The 16,886-nt window shown below is 41.7% G+C and carries 20 protein-coding genes; 10 read left to right on the top strand and 10 right to left on the bottom strand.

Annotated elements, in window-relative coordinates:
- Positions 1 to 7 precede the first annotated feature (7 nt).
- Both AACW90_RS13535 and AACW90_RS13530 read right to left on the bottom strand, forming a co-directional pair.
- Positions 8 to 1,216, bottom strand: a complete 1,209-nt coding sequence (locus tag AACW90_RS13535; RefSeq protein WP_390235302.1) for a restriction endonuclease subunit S — start codon at positions 1,214 to 1,216, stop codon at positions 8 to 10.
- 1 nt (position 1,217) lies between these two features.
- Positions 1,218 to 3,836: a type I restriction-modification system subunit M gene (locus tag AACW90_RS13530; protein ID WP_390235299.1), complete on the bottom strand. Its 2,619-nt coding sequence runs from the start codon at positions 3,834 to 3,836 to the stop codon at positions 1,218 to 1,220.
- 508 nt (positions 3,837 to 4,344) lie between these two features.
- Here AACW90_RS13530 and AACW90_RS13525 point away from each other — a divergent pair.
- The 3 genes from AACW90_RS13525 (at position 4,345) to AACW90_RS13515 (ending at position 6,609) form a co-directional block, all read left to right on the top strand.
- On the top strand, positions 4,345 to 4,785 hold the full coding sequence (locus AACW90_RS13525; protein WP_390235297.1) for a DUF2787 family protein: 441 nt from the start codon (positions 4,345 to 4,347) through the stop codon (positions 4,783 to 4,785).
- Positions 4,786 to 4,885: 100 nt separating this feature from the next.
- Entirely contained in the window at positions 4,886 to 5,578 is a 693-nt protein-coding gene (locus AACW90_RS13520; RefSeq protein WP_390235294.1) for a hypothetical protein, read from the top strand.
- Between the two features lie 116 nt (positions 5,579 to 5,694).
- The gene (locus AACW90_RS13515; RefSeq protein WP_390235291.1) at positions 5,695 to 6,609 is read left to right on the top strand and encodes an LPD25 domain-containing protein; all 915 of its coding nucleotides are present in this window, start codon (positions 5,695 to 5,697) and stop codon (positions 6,607 to 6,609) included.
- Between the two features lie 255 nt (positions 6,610 to 6,864).
- Here the strand turns inward: AACW90_RS13515 and AACW90_RS13510 are convergent, their stop codons facing one another.
- Together AACW90_RS13510 and AACW90_RS13505 are read right to left on the bottom strand one after the other, a co-directional pair.
- On the bottom strand, positions 6,865 to 7,932 hold the full coding sequence (locus AACW90_RS13510; protein WP_390235289.1) for a hypothetical protein: 1,068 nt from the start codon (positions 7,930 to 7,932) through the stop codon (positions 6,865 to 6,867).
- A 3-nt stretch (positions 7,933 to 7,935) separates the two neighbouring features.
- Positions 7,936 to 8,595: a hypothetical protein gene (locus AACW90_RS13505; protein WP_132743393.1), complete on the bottom strand. Its 660-nt coding sequence runs from the start codon at positions 8,593 to 8,595 to the stop codon at positions 7,936 to 7,938.
- A 478-nt stretch (positions 8,596 to 9,073) separates the two neighbouring features.
- Between AACW90_RS13505 and radC the strand changes: the two genes are divergently transcribed.
- From radC to AACW90_RS13470, 7 genes are all read left to right on the top strand, one after another.
- Complete coding sequence (radC, locus tag AACW90_RS13500; protein WP_102478615.1) at positions 9,074 to 9,550, top strand: RadC family protein; 477 nt, start codon at positions 9,074 to 9,076, stop codon at positions 9,548 to 9,550.
- A complete protein-coding gene (locus AACW90_RS13495; RefSeq protein WP_390235286.1) occupies positions 9,547 to 9,984 on the top strand; it encodes a DUF2787 domain-containing protein in 438 nt (145 codons plus the stop codon). Before radC ends, AACW90_RS13495 begins: the two co-directional genes overlap by 4 nt.
- A gap of 46 nt (positions 9,985 to 10,030) precedes the next feature.
- A complete protein-coding gene (locus AACW90_RS13490) occupies positions 10,031 to 10,474 on the top strand; it encodes a DUF2787 domain-containing protein (protein WP_390235283.1) in 444 nt (147 codons plus the stop codon).
- A gap of 3 nt (positions 10,475 to 10,477) precedes the next feature.
- On the top strand, positions 10,478 to 10,654 hold the full coding sequence (locus AACW90_RS13485) for a hypothetical protein (RefSeq protein WP_390235281.1): 177 nt from the start codon (positions 10,478 to 10,480) through the stop codon (positions 10,652 to 10,654).
- A 137-nt stretch (positions 10,655 to 10,791) separates the two neighbouring features.
- Positions 10,792 to 11,559: a transcriptional regulator gene (locus AACW90_RS13480; protein WP_390235279.1), complete on the top strand. Its 768-nt coding sequence runs from the start codon at positions 10,792 to 10,794 to the stop codon at positions 11,557 to 11,559.
- On the top strand, positions 11,556 to 11,936 hold the full coding sequence (locus AACW90_RS13475) for a hypothetical protein (protein ID WP_502226696.1): 381 nt from the start codon (positions 11,556 to 11,558) through the stop codon (positions 11,934 to 11,936). The genes AACW90_RS13480 and AACW90_RS13475 overlap by 4 nt, the downstream gene beginning before the upstream one ends.
- Before the next feature lie 50 nt (positions 11,937 to 11,986).
- Positions 11,987 to 12,223 carry a hypothetical protein gene (locus AACW90_RS13470; RefSeq protein ID WP_390235277.1) on the top strand — a complete coding sequence of 79 codons (237 nt, stop codon included), beginning with the start codon at positions 11,987 to 11,989 and terminating at the stop codon, positions 12,221 to 12,223.
- A 255-nt stretch (positions 12,224 to 12,478) separates the two neighbouring features.
- On the opposite strand, the gene darG is transcribed toward AACW90_RS13470, so the two are convergent.
- From darG to AACW90_RS13440, 6 genes are all read right to left on the bottom strand, one after another.
- Positions 12,479 to 13,507: a type II toxin-antitoxin system antitoxin DNA ADP-ribosyl glycohydrolase DarG gene (gene darG / locus AACW90_RS13465; RefSeq protein WP_390235275.1), complete on the bottom strand. Its 1,029-nt coding sequence runs from the start codon at positions 13,505 to 13,507 to the stop codon at positions 12,479 to 12,481.
- Between the two features lie 9 nt (positions 13,508 to 13,516).
- Positions 13,517 to 14,143, bottom strand: a complete 627-nt coding sequence (darT, locus tag AACW90_RS13460; protein ID WP_390235272.1) for a type II toxin-antitoxin system toxin DNA ADP-ribosyl transferase DarT — start codon at positions 14,141 to 14,143, stop codon at positions 13,517 to 13,519.
- A gap of 673 nt (positions 14,144 to 14,816) precedes the next feature.
- Complete coding sequence (locus AACW90_RS13455; protein WP_390235269.1) at positions 14,817 to 15,197, bottom strand: hypothetical protein; 381 nt, start codon at positions 15,195 to 15,197, stop codon at positions 14,817 to 14,819.
- A gap of 133 nt (positions 15,198 to 15,330) precedes the next feature.
- Complete coding sequence (locus tag AACW90_RS13450) at positions 15,331 to 15,780, bottom strand: hypothetical protein (protein ID WP_390235266.1); 450 nt, start codon at positions 15,778 to 15,780, stop codon at positions 15,331 to 15,333.
- A gap of 341 nt (positions 15,781 to 16,121) precedes the next feature.
- Entirely contained in the window at positions 16,122 to 16,562 is a 441-nt protein-coding gene (locus AACW90_RS13445; protein ID WP_390235264.1) for a ribonuclease HI, read from the bottom strand.
- Between the two features lie 80 nt (positions 16,563 to 16,642).
- Positions 16,643 to 16,831, bottom strand: coding sequence for an AlpA family transcriptional regulator (locus AACW90_RS13440; RefSeq protein ID WP_136996120.1), 189 nt, complete (start codon positions 16,829 to 16,831; stop codon positions 16,643 to 16,645).
- Positions 16,832 to 16,886: the final 55 nt, after the last annotated feature.

Genomic DNA, 16,886 nt, shown 5'->3' with positions numbered 1-16,886 from the left:
TCATTCCTTAAACAAACATTTTGCTCAAGCAAGCCTGCTTGATGTTAGTGAGCTTGGTGATCTGTTGTTGGTGTTGGTTGATCAGCGTATCAAGTTTTTGGAAGTAGCTGCCAATGGCGGCTTGTTCTTCTTTCGATTCAGGATATTGCACCCTCAGACCAGCTAGTATCGATGCGTTTATTGCTGGATAACTGGTCCCCGTACAATTATCTAGTACATCCTTAACAAATGGATCTCGTTGAACTAGATTCAGCAAAAAGTCGCCATCATAATAGGGCCGTAATTGAGCGTAACCTGTTGAAAATACGAAATCGTCGTCATCTTTATTAAATAAGTAGTTGTTTTTCTGATATGGCCTTACCGTTTGAAAAAAAACATCTCCTTTTTTTGCAAGACGTTGGGCCCTTGAGGGGGCATTTTCTTTTAGTTCTTTTCTATATCCAATTAAAGACGTTCCTTTAACTGACTCTAAATCAACATACTTAAAACTCGCAGGTAGATCTTCTCTTGGGTTGAACAATGCAAGTTCAGCAAGAGCGGTACTTTTCCACTCCCCACTAAACCCTTTAAAGCGGATTTCTGGAACGGTTTCACCTTGCTTGGGGAACATTTTTTCCAGCATGGCTTTTTTAAGGCTGCTGAGCTTGTCATGCTTTTGTTGGTGTTGGTTGATTAGGCTGTCGAGCTTTTGGAAGTAGTTACCGATGGTGGCTTGTTCTTTTTCGCAAGGTATCAGGATCTCCATACGTCCAAGCTGCTTACCTGAAATTTCTAAAAATGTCGAACCTGATGCATGTTTAAGTGCAAACTCTTTAATCTGTTTACCGATAGAATAAATGAAATAAGGTGAAAACCCTTCTTTCACAACAAAAGATTGAAAGCCTTGGTTAGTAGCTCCTGAACTAGCAAGAATAGCCATATCCCCGATGCCAGCCCTACTAGTAAATAGAACCGTCCTACCAGCCGGAAGTATCTTTGCAGATGAACTTTTAAGGCCTAGAGCCGTAATTTTTTTCTGGCTACCTTCAGCATACACATTGTCGCCAATTTCAGTAGGCGAATACCAATCGATATCACCGTTCCAAAATTCAGATATTGAAGTGCTAGGAGTACCTCCACCAATAATATCAGCGACATCAGTACCCAACTCTTTTTTGTCCCACTTTCCACCAAAGCCTGCAAACCGAATCTCAGGCACCTTTTTATCTAAATTCATCTTACTCACCCTTCAACAAGCTAGTGAATTCAGCCAAGCCTTGCATATCGAACTCGTTACCTGTGAGACCACTCATCATTTCCGCTAATTCATCTTCAGTGGTTTTGATGTCACTCGCGACTTGCGAATAGGTTACAGCGTATTTATCCGCAAGGACTTGTGCCTTGTTGGTTAGCTGGGCAATCAAGCTACTTGGCATCGCAGCGAGTTCGCTACTTAATGGAGCGATCCATTTTAGATTCAGCAGATTCTTCACTTGCTCGTCGCTTAAGCCTTCAATGGTGGTTTTCGTTTTAAGGTGCAGTTTAGTTGCCGCTTCTTTCACTGCTTTCTTCAGTGCTTTTTCTTCATTGATAAGTTTGTTAGCATGGATAATTTTGGCCTTATAGCTTTCTTCAAGCACAAGACTGTCTTCTGTGAACTTAACGTTACTGTCTTTCTGCTCTTTCAAGAAAGTCTTAGCAGCCTTTGCTACTTCAGCATTAACAAAAGCGTCTTTGCTTTCTTTGACGGTATCTAGCTCTTTATCGTCTTCACTTAAGGACTCTAAAATGTCTTCAAGAGAGCTGGAGATTTCAGCCAAACGACTCTCTTGTTTAACCAGAGCTGCTAGGTCATCACTTAAGTGAGTTTTTTGCACTAAGCCAAAAGGTAATATGTGACCTTTCCATGGCGTCGTTTTGTCCTGTACCTCAGTGTCTTTGCCGTTTGTCTTTTTGATAACAATATTCGGCTCAACTTGCTTAGTCGCATCAAAACCTTCAGTTTGCATCATTTCTAAATCGGCGCTAATGATTTGCCATTGGTTGTTTAGAAGCTGATAGGCTTGATATTTGTCGATTAAAGCAATAGGACTTAGGCGGTTAAAGAGTTCAACACTTAATGAAGCTTCTTGTTGATTACGGTTAACCCCTTCCCAACCTTTAATAAGTTTAGTGTTTAAGTCGCCATCAAACCCTGCAAAGGCTTGTTTGTAACCTGCGATAAACTCTACTACCTGTGGGTGACTGCTAATGCTGGTATTGACTGCGTCTTTAGCTATAGTCAACTCACTGTATGCGGAAGATTTAGCCGCAAACAAGGTACTGCGTAGTTCAGGGAAAGCAAGCCAATATGAATTGAGTTCATCAATCTCACTGTTAGGGATACCGCCTAACATGGTGGCGTGTAAGTCCCAGCTTTCAGCCGCAGCTGAAGAGTCTACATAGCGTGGTATGTTTAAGTTATAACCATTATTGCGTAAGGTTTCTTTACTCACTACTTTCGAGAACTTATCGACGCTCTCTCGATTGATCACAGCATCAACAGTGCGCTTAATATCACTCGCTTGCAGCTTGTTGTTTTTGCCTTCTTTAGTAAAGTGCTTAGAAGCATCAACAACCAATACATCGGTATTCTGACGCTTTTGTTTGAGTACTAAAATCACGGTTGGAATACCCGTACCAAAGAAGATATTACCCGGCAAACCAATAATGGCATCAATGTGGTTCTGCTCAATAAGCTGCTTGCGGATCTCCCCCTCTTCACCACCACGGAACAACACCCCATGAGGTAATACAATAGTCATAATACCATCGGGCTTTAGGTGATAGAGATCGTGCAATAGGAAGGCAAAATCGGCTTTAGTTTTTGGGGCTAGACCAAAACGCGAATAACGTGGATCGCTATCTTTATAGCTAGGGTCCCATTGTTGTGAATACGGCGGGTTAGAGACAACAGCGTCCACGTATAAGGCATCGTAAGTGCCTTGTGGATCGTTCTCATCGAAGTATGGCCAATCGTCTTCTAGAGTATCGCCATTGCGGGTTTTAATGTTGCTGGCTTTAATACCACGCATGATCAGATTCATACGGGTGAGATTATAGGTGTTCGCTTTTAACTCTTGCGCATAATAGGTAATGCTGTCTTTGTTTTTAGCGTATTTTTCGACGGCCTCACCAATATTGATAAGGAGTGAGCCAGAGCCGGACGTTGGATCATAAATCTCAATGGTGTCTTTATTTTTTAGTTCATGGGCGATGATGTGCGACATGAGAACCGAGACCTCATGAGGCGTATAAAACTCTCCGGCTTTTTTACCCGCATTAGCCGCAAACTTTTCAATCAGGTACTCGTAGATGTAACCCAGAACGTCATAGCCTTGCTGACCGTTCATAGGGATACTTTTAATTAAGTGCAGCAAGTCGCTGATAGCTTTAGTTCGCTTACCCGCACTTTCACCGAGTTTGCTTAACCCTGTTTCTAGGGTAGTAAAAATGCCTTCAAACAACTTTTTGTAAGTAGGAGAAATCAAACGGCTAAAAGCAGAAAGTGCATCACGTACGTTTGACTCATCAAAGTCGGACGTTGGATCAACCCACGTTGAAAACAGATTTTCGTAAGCAATAAAATAGCCAAGGTTATCTTGAATGTATTTGACTGTTTCAGCGTCTTCTTCTGTTAGCGCTTTGATTTCATCGGGCGTCATCCCTTCTTTGGTGACAAACTGCACCTGTTGATCGCTGAGGTACTTATAAAAGATGAACCCTAAGATGTAGTCTTTGTATTCGTTTGCTTCGATCTTTGAACGCATCTGGTTCGCTGATTCCCAGATTTTTGCCGCTAATTGTTGCTTATTCATATTTTACTCAATTCATTTCAATTATTGACCGACATCGTGAAAACAGTCGGCACATGTTCGTCATATTGTGTTTAGGGACTCAGTTAAACCGGATCTTCTTGCTCTGGTATCTAGGCTTCAAGAGCTTCACTCTTAAACGCCAAAAACCACCGACTTTGAAACCGATGGGAGCCGATCTTTAAAGGCAAGTCTCTAAGTGCTTTTCTAAGCTGACTTTAACTATGTCGCTGATTTTTTTAATCGCTACTATTTCAGCAACCACCGAGTTGTACACTCGCTAATTCTTTATCCATTTTGAAACACGGAGAATACGGGAAAATTGAAGAATCAACAATGCGCAAAACCAAACTTTCAGCACTCCGGTTTCATATATGAATTTTTTGTTTTAGTCGAAATGACTCCCCATTCAGTATCACGTCCTTCTACCCCTGCCATCCATTTGAATCAAAATTTTTTCAAATATATTTCATCACTATGCATAACCCCATTAGTCGAAAAGGAGCCACTTATGCATAGAAACCGCTTACCCATGACTTCATTCAACAAAACAGCTTTGCCTACCTCCCTGGCTCTTCTAGAGACATTAAACAACGTTCTAAATAAATACGCAGATCTCGCAGATGGTCATCACATCATCAACTACAGTAACGAGCACTACTCCGCTGAACATGGAGGCTATCACCCTATTGAGATTGCATTGAAGAAAGACATTAACAACAAGTACACAATCCTCTGCATCACTGACTTCAGCTTCAATGGATACCCTTATCCGATACTTGAGCTAGATATTGAGTTCGATTTCACTCATGCCACGGTCTTCACTCGATACTCTGGTCTAAAGAGTATGAGCGCACCCAACACCAACAAGCTATACACACTATGGGAATCCAAATTTATCGCTAACTTAGCCAAGGGAGCCTACAACCCAATCGAGCTGCGTAGCCCCTAATACCAGAGCGCAATTGATAACCACCGCCACTCTACCTCCCCCCTAGCTTCTAGTATCACCATGATTTTACTACCTTACTCTTTCACAGGAGACCCCCTTTATGTCCTATGACATTGTCTATGAACAACTCGCATTGCGTGTACCAAAAGAAGATGTCGCTCAGCAAGCCTGTACCTTCTTCAAAGAGCGTTTAAACCATACTGACACCCGAAGCACCAGCGAACTTAAACAAGCCCTGTATGAGCGTTACGGGCTAACGCTACGAGCTGAAGATCTATTCATGCTCCACATGCTCATTGGCTCTAGTAATCTCTTTGACTCGGAGACAAACAAACGAGCACGTAGCTGGCAGTTCTGTAGTGTAAAGACATTCAACCAACTACTCGTGAAATACGGTTGTGACTGGTCAGCAGCCGCTGAATCAGGAGATGTCAAACTCAATGGTCGAGACACCAAAGCAGAAGGTTGGATACGTGCATTACGTAACACTCTGAATCTCCCTAAAGACTATGGAGTGATGCCGTATTGTCACACCCTAGAGGTCTGGCTTAAAGCACCATTAGATACCTCAAAACAAACCCAACTAGATGAGTTAAAAACGCAGCTAAGTGATTTAGATGTAACTTGGAAAGAACGGCAACGATTTGATGACGATGGCTTTGATGTCGCAATAAAACCCAAGTCTGCTTTTGAGATGTGGCTCTTTCAGCAGCTCATCAATGGCTACCAAGGCAAGTGCTGGATAAATGGCTCAGAGCCGCCCTATCACGCTGTAAAGAGGCATTCTATCTAATCCGTTAAGCACACCCCACCAGCTTAACAACCCACAAACACGTTCACCCACCACTCTAGAGGCCATCTTGTTATCAAGGTGGTCTTTTTTATTTTATTCGTAAAAAGGAAACACTCATGCCATCAACAAACAAATCAGACTCATCATTTATGCCAGAGGCAAAAAAAATCAAACCACTCACGGTACTTGTCCACTGGTCTGAGTCTCGGGAATTCACTGAAGAGACACTCTATGACTTTAGTGAGTTCGAAAAGAAAGCTCTGGAGGTTGCTAAACGCAACCCATTAGGCGGGTACGACAAAACAAAAGTAACCGTGACCTTTGACAATGAACATCAGCACGAATGCCGCTTAGATTTAGGCTGTGGTGGTAATGACCAAGGTTTTGCTGAGCACTGCTTAAGTATGGCTCGTTATTACCGTCAGCATAAAGGGGATGTCGATAAGCCTTGGCTTTATGACAAACACCACCAGCAGTTAATCGAACTCATTAACACTTATGAGTTGGACCACTCATTCGTAGACCTAGGGCGTATGCAGGTTAAACAGGTCGAGGAGCAAGCTAAAGCTGAAGAAGCCGCAAAAGAAGAAGCCAAACAACAGGATCGGGAAAGAGCGTGGCGTGAACACCAACAAGCGGAGGAGGCGTTTCAAGAGACCTTAGAAGTACCACAATGGGCAAAGGGCGTGATTGTTGCCACACTGACTGACTATGACGCTGAAAGCAGTGAGCCGTATACAGGAGAGTTTCACACCAAAACGTTGAAGACTATTATTCTCGCTTGGTCGAAACACTCTCGAAACCTATTCCCTGAGCTGCGCAAAGCATGCCTTAATCACCCTGAAACGGCTTTTCTTAACGATCCAGAGAAAAGCGTTGAACACCGTGAACGCTTTGCTATGGGGGAAGGCTATTACCTAACCGATACCAAATACATTCGCTACGGATGGCAAATCAAAAAGCGAAACTTTTATAGAGATGAGAATAAAGCACGGTATGTGCCTTTAGGTGAGATCGCGGTACGCGAGTAAAAGAGAGAGGCGAGCAATTCGCCTCTCTCTAGGTGGTGTGATTTTTTTGTTCGCAGTTCTCTAGAGTCGATTGATGCTTAGGTCTAGCAGCAAGAGGTTGCAAATGATTTTTGGACAAAGTGTTTTAGTGAGGTGGTTCATTTACCAAAGCATTAATTAAAATAAAAGCCACTTGGGCAAGTTCCCAGTATTACTATAGCAGCTCACTAATAGGGCAATAGCCCTGTTGTCTTAGAACTATGCTCTATAATTAGGTTAGTTCGAGGATGGAGTCCAACCGGAAACATCGTAAATAACGTTGGAGTCACTAGCACTCTTAACAATTGTGTGTGACAAGAATTTCACGAATTCCATAACTCCTTCTTTTGTTCCATCATGGATTAATTCGCCTTTAGCATTGAACTTCATTTTCCATTGTCTATTTTTTGGAAGCCCTTCATTTGCTTGTTCTTGTTGTTCTTTTAAGGTCTTCCAAGATTTATGCTGGCCTTTATTTATAGCTCTGATGAAGTGATTTTTCTCACGAACACCCATGCTATTAATGTAGGTACCAAATTGGTCTTTCACTTCTTCAGTGATAAGTTTATCGCTTACTAGATCAGCAAAACCAAGTTCAACGTGTTTGTTCTGTACCTCGTCATAACCAGCTGTATATACAAAGTGAGTAAAATGACTGACGAACAAGTAGAATTTCTTGCCTTTAGAGATCAAAAAGAAGTCATAATCAGGGTTAATTTTATAGCGCTCGTCTGACACAATGTAGGCTTCATTTCCTTTCCGGTAAAAAGCTTTTTTGCTTCCATCAATTACCATCTTACCGACATCGGTCGTTCGTTGAATTGCGTGTACTTTGATGTCTTTGTCGTTTGGTACATTGACCATAAACGACACAACACCCATGTTTGCAATTTCCTTGTTAACCGTTTTATTAGGGTTACTCTTAGCGACATTTAAAGTGTTTATCAGAGAGGAGAAAAGACCATGCAAATCTAAGTTAATTGGATCGTTTAGGTCTAAGCACCCCCAACAATCAGCCTCAGTTCGAACGGCACCGTCATCTTCTATCAAATCTACTATGGTGTTGACCGAAGCAAAATTATCCATCACTAGTTCTGTAAGGTAGTTTGCAGCGTTTATCCCTTTTGTTGTTTTAAGGATGTAGCTTGTAACGTTATCAAATACCTTGGATCGGGCTGTGTGGTGAAGCACAAAATGGTTCACTGAGTTTGAAGCTATTGTGTTGGATTTAAGCTCAGTGAATAGTTGATTGGCTTCAGTTCGCATTAATACGCTTGTGGTTTTGGAAGCACTCGGTTTAGTCATAGATCACCTGACGATTGAAATTTTATTGTAAAGCAAGATATCCATCGGCTGAGGATTACTTGGGTCATATGTAAATTCTTGTATTATTTTCTTAGTTGTGACGACAACAAAATCTTCCTCAATGCCGCTTTCCAGTATTATTCTAGCTTTTACTAAAGCTATGCCGCTTTGGCGAATTAACGAGTTATATGGCCAAATTGGCGAGTACATTGAAAGTAACAATGTAGCGATTAAAGCAAGCTCGCTCGATGATGTGTACAGTACAGTGATTATGGTTATCAGTGCACTAGACTTTAAAAGCAATTCATTTTCATAGTGAAAAAATTGAATAACTTTAACTTGGTGTGATTCACCCACATCTAAATCTTTTGTGGTTTGTCTCTTGATAATCGATGTTAATAACTTCGTAGCCAAGAACGATAAAATGAGCGCAAAGACGCAATACAAAAAGAACGATTGTGTTGTCAATATATCCCACATTTCATTATTAACTTGATAGGGGATTAGACTTTCATCTTGCGCAGGTTCAATCAATTTAAAAGCATTAAACTGATTATCAATGGCTTCTTTAAACTCAAGGCCAAGTAAACAAACCCATAAAATTGAACTAATACTAAGAGACGACAAGAAAGTTATAAAACGAGGAATGTGATGATAGTTCATGTTCTTCCCTAAGCTCTAATGTCCCAACATTGTATGTGGTTTCATAAGCCTAAGCAATTGATCTTATAGCCCGTCATTGTAATGCGACAACTCTTGGGTTAGTCGAATTTATCCCGTGATACAACATGAGGATTCACAACGAACAGCATTAGAAGAATGGATGACTTTTAGTAGGGCAAAACCTCATGAATAGATATGAATGAGTAAAAGGTCCATCCAACAATGGGCCACAAATTATTTAGAGCAAAGACCCAATAACTTTGTGTTCATCAAGCGATTTGTCCTGTCATATCACACCTCCATTCTAACGCCATCAGATTCCCTCTCTAACCTACCTCTAAAGCTAACAAACCATACGCCCTCTTCAATAACACATCTTTCCTTATGATCTTCCATCGCTTCGCACCCTAACCCCAAAAATATTCAGGCATATGTCATCAATGTGAATACCCACCATTGAATCCGACAGGAGCCCGTAATGGCAACTACCCAAAATTCTGATTACAAAAAACAACAGCGCTATCAGGAGAATGAAATCCTAGAGCATGCCGCTGAGATACTCGCCACGCGCTATGTGCGTGGTGATGCCTTAATTAGTCCTAACGCCACTAAAGAGTATGTACGCTGCAAGCTAGGCAGCTATGAGCGTGAAGTATTTGCTTTACTGCTACTGGATAACCAAAACCGACTGATTGAGTTTAAAGAGCTCTTTCATGGCACCGTCGATGCCGCCAGTGTCTACCCAAGAGAAGTAGTAAAAGCGGTGTTAGAGGTCAATGCAGCTGCGGTGATCATGGCTCACAACCATCCTTCCGGTGACTCTACCCCATCACAAGCGGATAGACGTATAACCGAAAGACTCAAGGACGCCTTAGCGCTGGTGGATGTGCGCGTATTGGACCATATCGTAACAGGCGAAACCTGCACCTCATTTGCTGAGCGAGGCTGGTTATGATTGAACAACACTATGGTGATATCAGCATCAATGATGCACTGCTCTCGTCATTAGAGAGCCTTCTAGCAGGTCACACACTACCTGAGCATGCTGAGCGACTGGTACTGAACTGCCGTCAAATGAGTTACTACCACCATCGCCAAGGACTTCACCCGATTGAGATACAACTCAAACGAGAGTCAATCTCAGAGCCTTGGCTTATCGTGTTCTTTGCGAGCTTTTCTTACCCTAATGACAACAGTACTTCAGTAGAGCCAGAGCTGTACTTTCATCTTGCTAATCGTTGGTTCTATCAACCCGATACAGGAACCACGGATTTATCTTATCCAGAAGTGCAAGAAGTGCTCACCGCTTGGATGAACGCATTAACTCGCCACCTAACCCGAAACGTCTTTGATAGCGTGCAACTCTCGCTAGTCAGCTCGTTTAACTAATCCCCTACCTACTTTCTGATTTATCCCTAAACAAGGAGGACTGTCGATGTCCCAATTAGCCTTTACGTCATTACCCCTACCAGTTTCTAAGAAGATGTATACCTTGCTTAATGAGCGTTACTCAGCTCATTTGCTTAACAATGAAACGCTCTCCACCAGCCGTCATGTGGTCTTTAACTTTCGTGATAAAAGTTACAGTGCGGATGCTGGTGGCTTTCACCCTGTCGAAATTTCTATTTGCCAATCTTCAACAGGAGAATGGTGTATTGAGTACATCACGGACTTTGCTTATATGGGGAACTATTACCCTGAGCTTGAGCGGAATTTGGATTTTGATTTTCGTGCTCGTCAATGTTTTGCAAGCTATCACGGCTGGTTTTCAATGAAAGATAACCGTGAGGCTGTCGAGCTGTATCAATTGTGGGAGAGCAACTTTCTCGCTTACGCCGAGATGGAGGCATTCGACGATATTACCCTTACCCCACAATAACTCATGACTTCCCTTCTCCTACAAACCATCAAGCTTCTCTCTGCACTCATCACGTTACTTTCTCTTTCCCCTTTCTTTGGTGCCATAGGAACCCTAACGACTTTGGGCTTTCTCGTGGTACTGCTGATTGGGTTACTGGTAGCAATTTCAGAGCTGAGAGATAAAAACAACCGTCGATAATGTTAATCGACTCACGCTTTCGCTAAGCCGATTGATGGCGCTTTAACCGTTGGACATTATGTGTCGAACCCACCTCTATTCTCCCGACATTAAATGTCCGACTCCAACATGGAGCGCTATGTATTGAGAGAGTAGTCATGAGCAATAAAACCAGCATTGAAGGCTTATCTGCTTTGCTGCACACGCTGATGCTTATTCCTCAACATCGATGGATCACCGTTAGGGAGTTGCAGCAGCAGTTAGCCCTAATCGATATCCACCGCACCACGCGCAGCATCAAACGTTATCTCGATGACATCATTGTGGAAGTGTTTAACGTAGAGTGCGATTCGATGAGCATGCCCCATGTTTACCGAAAAACATCCGAGCAGTTACTGACGTTCAATAAGCAAGAAATGCTCTATTGGCAACTGACTAACAAGTACTTACAGCCGCTTATTCCTGATGCACTGAATTATGGACAGGGTCGGTCCTCGGAGAGAGACAAACCCTTACTGGGCAAGGCCTCAGCTATTTCAAAAGAACGACTTTGGCTAAGCAAAGTACACCTCAACCTACCTAATACGAGAAGCTGGAGTAACAAGCAGCGACAAGTCTTAGGGTCAGTCCATGAAGCATTACTTAACAACCGAATGCTAAAGGTCTCTAGCCAAGCTTTGCAGCAGGAGCAAACGCTCATTGAACCACTGGGGCTCTCGGTTCAGTGTGACGCGCTCTTGCTGCTCTTTCGGTTATCCGACCAACATCCAATACACACCGTTGCCTTACCACTCATCGATGAGGCCAGTGTATCGACATTTTCATTTACCTATCCCTCTGACTTCAATGTTGAGCAGTTCATGCTGGCTCACGAAGAGGCAGGCTATCCAGAATTTCACTCACCAATGAGGAGAGTAAACCCATGACAAAAATAAAACATCGACTAAACCAATCGGTTCGATACGCCGTGATGATGGCCCTGTTTATCGGAGCAACAGGATGCACAGAGCAAGAAGAATCACCAGAAGCAGTTGCTGATATAGAAGTAGCGATCTCCACTAACTCTCATTGGGGAAGCTTAGTCTTTGACCTACAAGCGATTACCGATAACACCGTCATCACCGACGTTGTGATTAACCGAGGTAATTGTCGTATTCCAGCTGGTACGGCCTCAGAGCTATCTAGAAACGTTCAATTGAAGTTCGGTGAAACCTATACGGGGTACAGCAACAACTGCACCGTAGAGAACGTGAAAGAAATTGAAGTCACTTCAACGGCTGGCACCTTTGTTTACACCTTCTAAATCGAAAGCAAAACAACTCATCTATTTATAACTACCAATAAGGATTAATCATGAAAAGCATCGTACAAAACACACTTGTTCTACTGACTACCCTAGTATCACCTTTTGTTTTGGCTCAAGGTGGTGGATCGCTTGGAGGTAATCCATCGGTAGAAACGGGAGCGGTCAACGTCAGTGTAGGCAAATGCACTCAATACAAACAGGATGTGAAAGCAGCCCTAAACGCAGGAAAACAGGTATCGTCAATTACGGTTCCTAAAGGTTGTGAAGCGATCACAGAAAAGTAATACCACCAGCAAAGGCTAAAAATGACAATGGGGAGCAATCACGCCCCCCCATTCTTTTTTTGCTTCTGTACATCAGCTTCCCTTCTAAAACACTTTTGGACAAAACTGAGTCAGTTACATTACCACATTAGAATGCTATGGATTAGGTTTGGCAAAGTAGCGCCGCATTAAGGTGTGATGCACGCTTGGCTATACTTGAGCGAAGCGAAACTGCCAAGCGTGAGGAATCACTCTTAAATGCTTTGTATGGGCAATTTATACCCAACAATTTGTTTGAAGCTGGATTAGAGCCTTTTTCAAATACTTTTCTTTGATAGAGGCTTTGTGGTCATTCCACTGAGCAATAAATTCTTTGATGGAATCAAAATCAGAGGAGTTATGCCCTTCATGCTTGATAACCCAATGTACTGTTGCTAAAACTTCAATACTTAATGGTGTCTCATACCCACTAATGAGCTTCTTGACCCTATCAATCGAGTCTTTATACTCTGGCTCGGTCGATAAAAATTCGTCAGCTTTTTCAAGCGAATCATTAATTATCTCTATACTAGATTTAGATACTCTGTCCCCAAATCCGGATATAAAATGACCATCAATATGAGTAAGGACATGATTCAAATTCTCCGCATATGGACCAAAATTATGGGCTTGATAATTTAGTTTAAGATCAACCCCTGATTCCTGAAGAAAGTATGCTAGCTTTTGAATTTCTATTTTCGTACATTCATACCCTTTTTCAGAATAGATACCAAGAACCTTTAACAATAAAGCTCTGCCTCTAGTCATATTAGGAGTTTTTGTGTTTACAATCATTTCTTTTGATTCTGGAGCTGAGTTAGGCTCATATATAAAAACCTCTACATCTATAAGCGGAGAAAGTTTATCAATTATCATTGATTTAACTTTTTCCCAATCCAAACTACCTAACCCTGCACCTAAAGGTGGAATTGCGATACTCTTAATTCCGTACTCTCGTATTTTAATTACAAGGTCATCCAAGCCTGACTCGATATATTCATACTTAGATTTCCCTCGCCAGTGATCTTTAGTCGGGAAGTTAACAATAATTTTTTTGTTAAACATATCTCCAGATTCGGTAATGAATACTTCACCTATTTTTACTTCCTTTCTATCACATGCCGACTTATATAGTTTAAAGTTGTCTGGAAACGCCTTCTTAAATTGAAGAGCCAAGCCTTTCCCCATAACTCCAACACAATTAACGGTGTTAACTATTGCCTCCGAGGAGTCTTTTAGCATATTTCCAGATGTAAATTTGATCATATACCCTCCTTAGAAATACCAGCCAAGTTTAATTTCAACCTTAGGTATATATGCAAGGTTTTGAATAATACTTTCAACACGTATCTTCATAGCCTGATTATAGACGCCAATTGTGTCAATTAAAGCCCACTCAACAAAATTTTGAACCAAAAACTCGGCTTGACGCTCACGCTTACCGTCAGGATAAGCCCCCCAAAATTGCGCTTGTACAACCTGCCATGGGACATTATGCATCTCTGACAGTTTGTTATAGTAATCCGTCAGGGACATAATTCCATGCCCATCCGTGAATACAAAAGCCTTCCCAGCACCCTCAATTGTTTGAGCCGTGCTTTGGAAGAAAACAACATCACGCATATCAACACCCGAAATGTTACCCATTTTAACTGTGTACAACATTGGAGAGCGGCTATTGAAGTAAAATGGAACGTAATCATGAATCACACCATAAGGTGCAACAGGCACAGGGAACTGTTCACGATGCCCTTGGACACTCGCATACGCCGAGTTTTTATATTGAATAGACTGAGCATCAACAGCATTTTTCGAGATCAATCCCCCAGAAGAGACTAAGCTCTGTAAGTTATCAATATGTGTAAAATGATAGATCGGTGTCGGATTTGGATACGCTGTCACTTTAAGCTCTTAATTATAAATATAATATTGCGCCATTATACATTCATGTTCGCAAGATTTGAAGATTGCCCTAACATTCTTAATAACAGCCAGGCTTATTTTTCTGCTTGCCTAACTTTCGACCAATCTATCATAAGCAACTAAAAAATAAAGCATATATATCACATTCTGCCATCACGTAAAAAGAGGCGGCACGTTGTCACTTTTTAACAATGCGCGTTATCTTAGGGATGAATAACACAAATACACAGATTAAAAATAACTTATCAATTATTCTACCGACAAAATGAGCCAGACTTCTCGGAAAAATAAGCCATTTTGATGCTTTACAACCATATAAACCCAATAAACTGTATAAATAAGCAAGTAAGAGGGCAGGCATTACTGCCCTCCAAACATTAGAAAAATTTAGTTGAATCTGGAGACGTCAAACATTTGGATCAAATATTCTAAATAGCTTTGGGGCATTTCTGAGGTAGCCGCATTCTCGCTGGCACGTCTCTGGACAAAAGCTCTTTAGGGCACGCGTTCGTGCAAAGGTCTTTCGGATTAAATCAGGTACGGAAGAGCCGAAATTAATGCTGCATTAAAGTGTGAGTAACGCTATCACCCACCCTTAAAATGTAAATGTCAGGTATTGGGAATCACTCTTAAATCCTTTATTATATTTTTACTACCAGTGTCTATGAATTAAGTCACCATACCCACATATCAATGTGCCCATTATGGCAAGCATTGCGGCAATAATTTTAAACGTAGCTAAATAACCCACAAACTCTTTGTGAAGAACGTCGGCATGGCCTAAGTCCTCCCAAGTTTGTCCATTCTTACTTCTAGGGTTAAGGTTCGCACTCAGTTTAAATAGCTTAAATTCAGCCCAGACAGCAAACAAAACCATAATGGAGCCACTACGCTGGAACCACGATGATGCATCGATGCTTCCCTTTAAGATGCCAAACCAGCATAATGTTGGAATTATCACAGCCAGCAATAAGATTGGAACTGACGTCCATAATTCAACTTTTGATTTTTTTCTCAAAGACTCTAAATTCATACGTGATCCAAAAAATGTAACGTCGCATTAAGTGGTGAACAACGCTACCACTCTGCCTAAACCTTGTCACCATTGACACTGAAATCAACCCAAACTGACAATGCCGAGCGTTGGAATAGGACATAATCTCTTGTTATACCCGTGCCAACGACGACGTTAATTCATTCACTATTATTTCTTGAATATAAGGAAGGTACTCTTCATAAAACGTCGCTGGACGTACATTTGTTAACTTCCCTTCGTTATCTGGCACTTCAATTATGAAGCTTGTTTGCTTGATCCAGTTGACCTTAATGAAAAGTGCATTCCAATCCGATATGTCGACATCACCGTACTCTCCGGACTGTAAGCATTGAATGAAACTTTTAGTAACAATACCGATACCTTTAACTTCGATATTACGAATATATCTCGGACTCACACTCTTTAGGTAAATAATGTCGCCAACCTTTAGCTGAGAAACTGCCTCGTAAAGATCTTTAGAGTTGTCTTCATTCCAGCCAAGCACAAACTTGCAGTTTTCAAAAAAATCTTTTTTAACTTCAGTTCCACCCCAGTTTGAACCTGCACCGAAAATTGCCATTAATATCTCCATTTTTGTATAAGCATACAACACTGAATTAAGGTGTAATCAATACTGTAATTTAATCTAACTCATTGTACTTCTGCCACAAAAACAACCTTCAACTAGGAGTGCCAAACTTATTGGGCATAAATCATTTAGAGTAACTATACAATTAAATACGATCACCAAGCGATTCTGTCGGATAAAGGTTATCCTCTCACGCCACCATAGTTAAGATATATGTTATCTATAAAAACGCTTAACGCTACTCTAAATACAAATCACTGTCCCTAGGGATAAAGCATAAATACGACCGCACAGCCTGCTAGCGGTTTGCCAACACGCTGTGCTCTATCTTCTTACTCGGCTTCTGCCGCTTCAACGGCTAACAAGTCTGCCATGTCATTACCCTTATCACCTGAATGAGCTTTGACCTTTCTCACCTCTACGTATTTCTGTGAACGCAGTTCGTCGATTTGTTGCCATAGATGACGGTTCTTTACTGGCTTCTTGTCTGACTTACGCCAGCCTTTATCCTTCCAATTATCTAACCAACCGTTATAACCCTTTACACAAAAATCACTGTCTGAGTAGATGACATCGCCATCCTGTGCATACTCTAGGCCTTCGATTAAGGCCGTTAGCTCTAATTCTGCATTGGTGGTACTGCGTCTGATAGTGATGCTATCTTGATACTCTAGTTCACCGTGCTCATTAAAAGCTGCAATACCAATCCCACCCTGTGTACATCCGTGTTGATTGTTAGGTGCTGCACCATCTACGTAAATTGAAAAACTCATTTTATTTCTCTCTATAATTGAAAAGGGAGCCTTCGTGGGCTCCCTGTTGATGTGATAACTGTGTTCGTTGTTGTTTGCGGTTAGCTTTGGCTTTCTCGCAGTGCTAGACGCTGCTCCATCCATTCTTCGATTTCACTCTCTACCCATGCAACAGCGCGCCCACCCAGTGACACCGTTTTAGGAAAGGTATTCTCTTCCATAAACTTATAGATGCTTGAACGACCTAATCCCGTCAACGCTATTACTTCTTTCAGTCTTAAGAATCTCATTGGGAATAGTCTCCTGTTTGTATATACCCATGAGATGAGCCACCGCTGTAAAAAA

It is taken from the genome of Vibrio frigidus (assembly GCF_042465995.1).
Classification (GTDB): Bacteria; Pseudomonadota; Gammaproteobacteria; order Enterobacterales; family Vibrionaceae; genus Vibrio.
This window is presented reverse-complemented; position numbering and strand designations above follow the sequence as displayed.

What these genes read in the sequence shown, in the direction of transcription:
- AACW90_RS13535 (WP_390235302.1), bottom strand. Translation starts at nt 1,216, where the DNA reads ATGAATTTAGATAAAAAGGTGCCTGAGATTCGGTTTGCAGGCTTTGGT.
- AACW90_RS13530 (WP_390235299.1), bottom strand. Translation starts at nt 3,836, where the DNA reads ATGAATAAGCAACAATTAGCGGCAAAAATCTGGGAATCAGCGAACCAG.
- AACW90_RS13525 (WP_390235297.1), top strand. Translation starts at nt 4,345, where the DNA reads ATGCATAGAAACCGCTTACCCATGACTTCATTCAACAAAACAGCTTTG.
- AACW90_RS13520 (WP_390235294.1), top strand. Translation starts at nt 4,886, where the DNA reads ATGTCCTATGACATTGTCTATGAACAACTCGCATTGCGTGTACCAAAA.
- AACW90_RS13515 (WP_390235291.1), top strand. Translation starts at nt 5,695, where the DNA reads ATGCCATCAACAAACAAATCAGACTCATCATTTATGCCAGAGGCAAAA.
- AACW90_RS13510 (WP_390235289.1), bottom strand. Translation starts at nt 7,932, where the DNA reads ATGACTAAACCGAGTGCTTCCAAAACCACAAGCGTATTAATGCGAACT.
- AACW90_RS13505 (WP_132743393.1), bottom strand. Translation starts at nt 8,595, where the DNA reads ATGAACTATCATCACATTCCTCGTTTTATAACTTTCTTGTCGTCTCTT.
- radC (WP_102478615.1), top strand. Translation starts at nt 9,074, where the DNA reads ATGGCAACTACCCAAAATTCTGATTACAAAAAACAACAGCGCTATCAG.
- AACW90_RS13495 (WP_390235286.1), top strand. Translation starts at nt 9,547, where the DNA reads ATGATTGAACAACACTATGGTGATATCAGCATCAATGATGCACTGCTC.
- AACW90_RS13490 (WP_390235283.1), top strand. Translation starts at nt 10,031, where the DNA reads ATGTCCCAATTAGCCTTTACGTCATTACCCCTACCAGTTTCTAAGAAG.
- AACW90_RS13485 (WP_390235281.1), top strand. Translation starts at nt 10,478, where the DNA reads ATGACTTCCCTTCTCCTACAAACCATCAAGCTTCTCTCTGCACTCATC.
- AACW90_RS13480 (WP_390235279.1), top strand. Translation starts at nt 10,792, where the DNA reads ATGAGCAATAAAACCAGCATTGAAGGCTTATCTGCTTTGCTGCACACG.
- AACW90_RS13475 (WP_502226696.1), top strand. Translation starts at nt 11,556, where the DNA reads ATGACAAAAATAAAACATCGACTAAACCAATCGGTTCGATACGCCGTG.
- AACW90_RS13470 (WP_390235277.1), top strand. Translation starts at nt 11,987, where the DNA reads ATGAAAAGCATCGTACAAAACACACTTGTTCTACTGACTACCCTAGTA.
- darG (WP_390235275.1), bottom strand. Translation starts at nt 13,507, where the DNA reads ATGATCAAATTTACATCTGGAAATATGCTAAAAGACTCCTCGGAGGCA.
- AACW90_RS13455 (WP_390235269.1), bottom strand. Translation starts at nt 15,197, where the DNA reads ATGAATTTAGAGTCTTTGAGAAAAAAATCAAAAGTTGAATTATGGACG.
- AACW90_RS13450 (WP_390235266.1), bottom strand. Translation starts at nt 15,780, where the DNA reads ATGGCAATTTTCGGTGCAGGTTCAAACTGGGGTGGAACTGAAGTTAAA.
- AACW90_RS13445 (WP_390235264.1), bottom strand. Translation starts at nt 16,562, where the DNA reads ATGAGTTTTTCAATTTACGTAGATGGTGCAGCACCTAACAATCAACAC.
- AACW90_RS13440 (WP_136996120.1), bottom strand. Translation starts at nt 16,831, where the DNA reads ATGAGATTCTTAAGACTGAAAGAAGTAATAGCGTTGACGGGATTAGGT.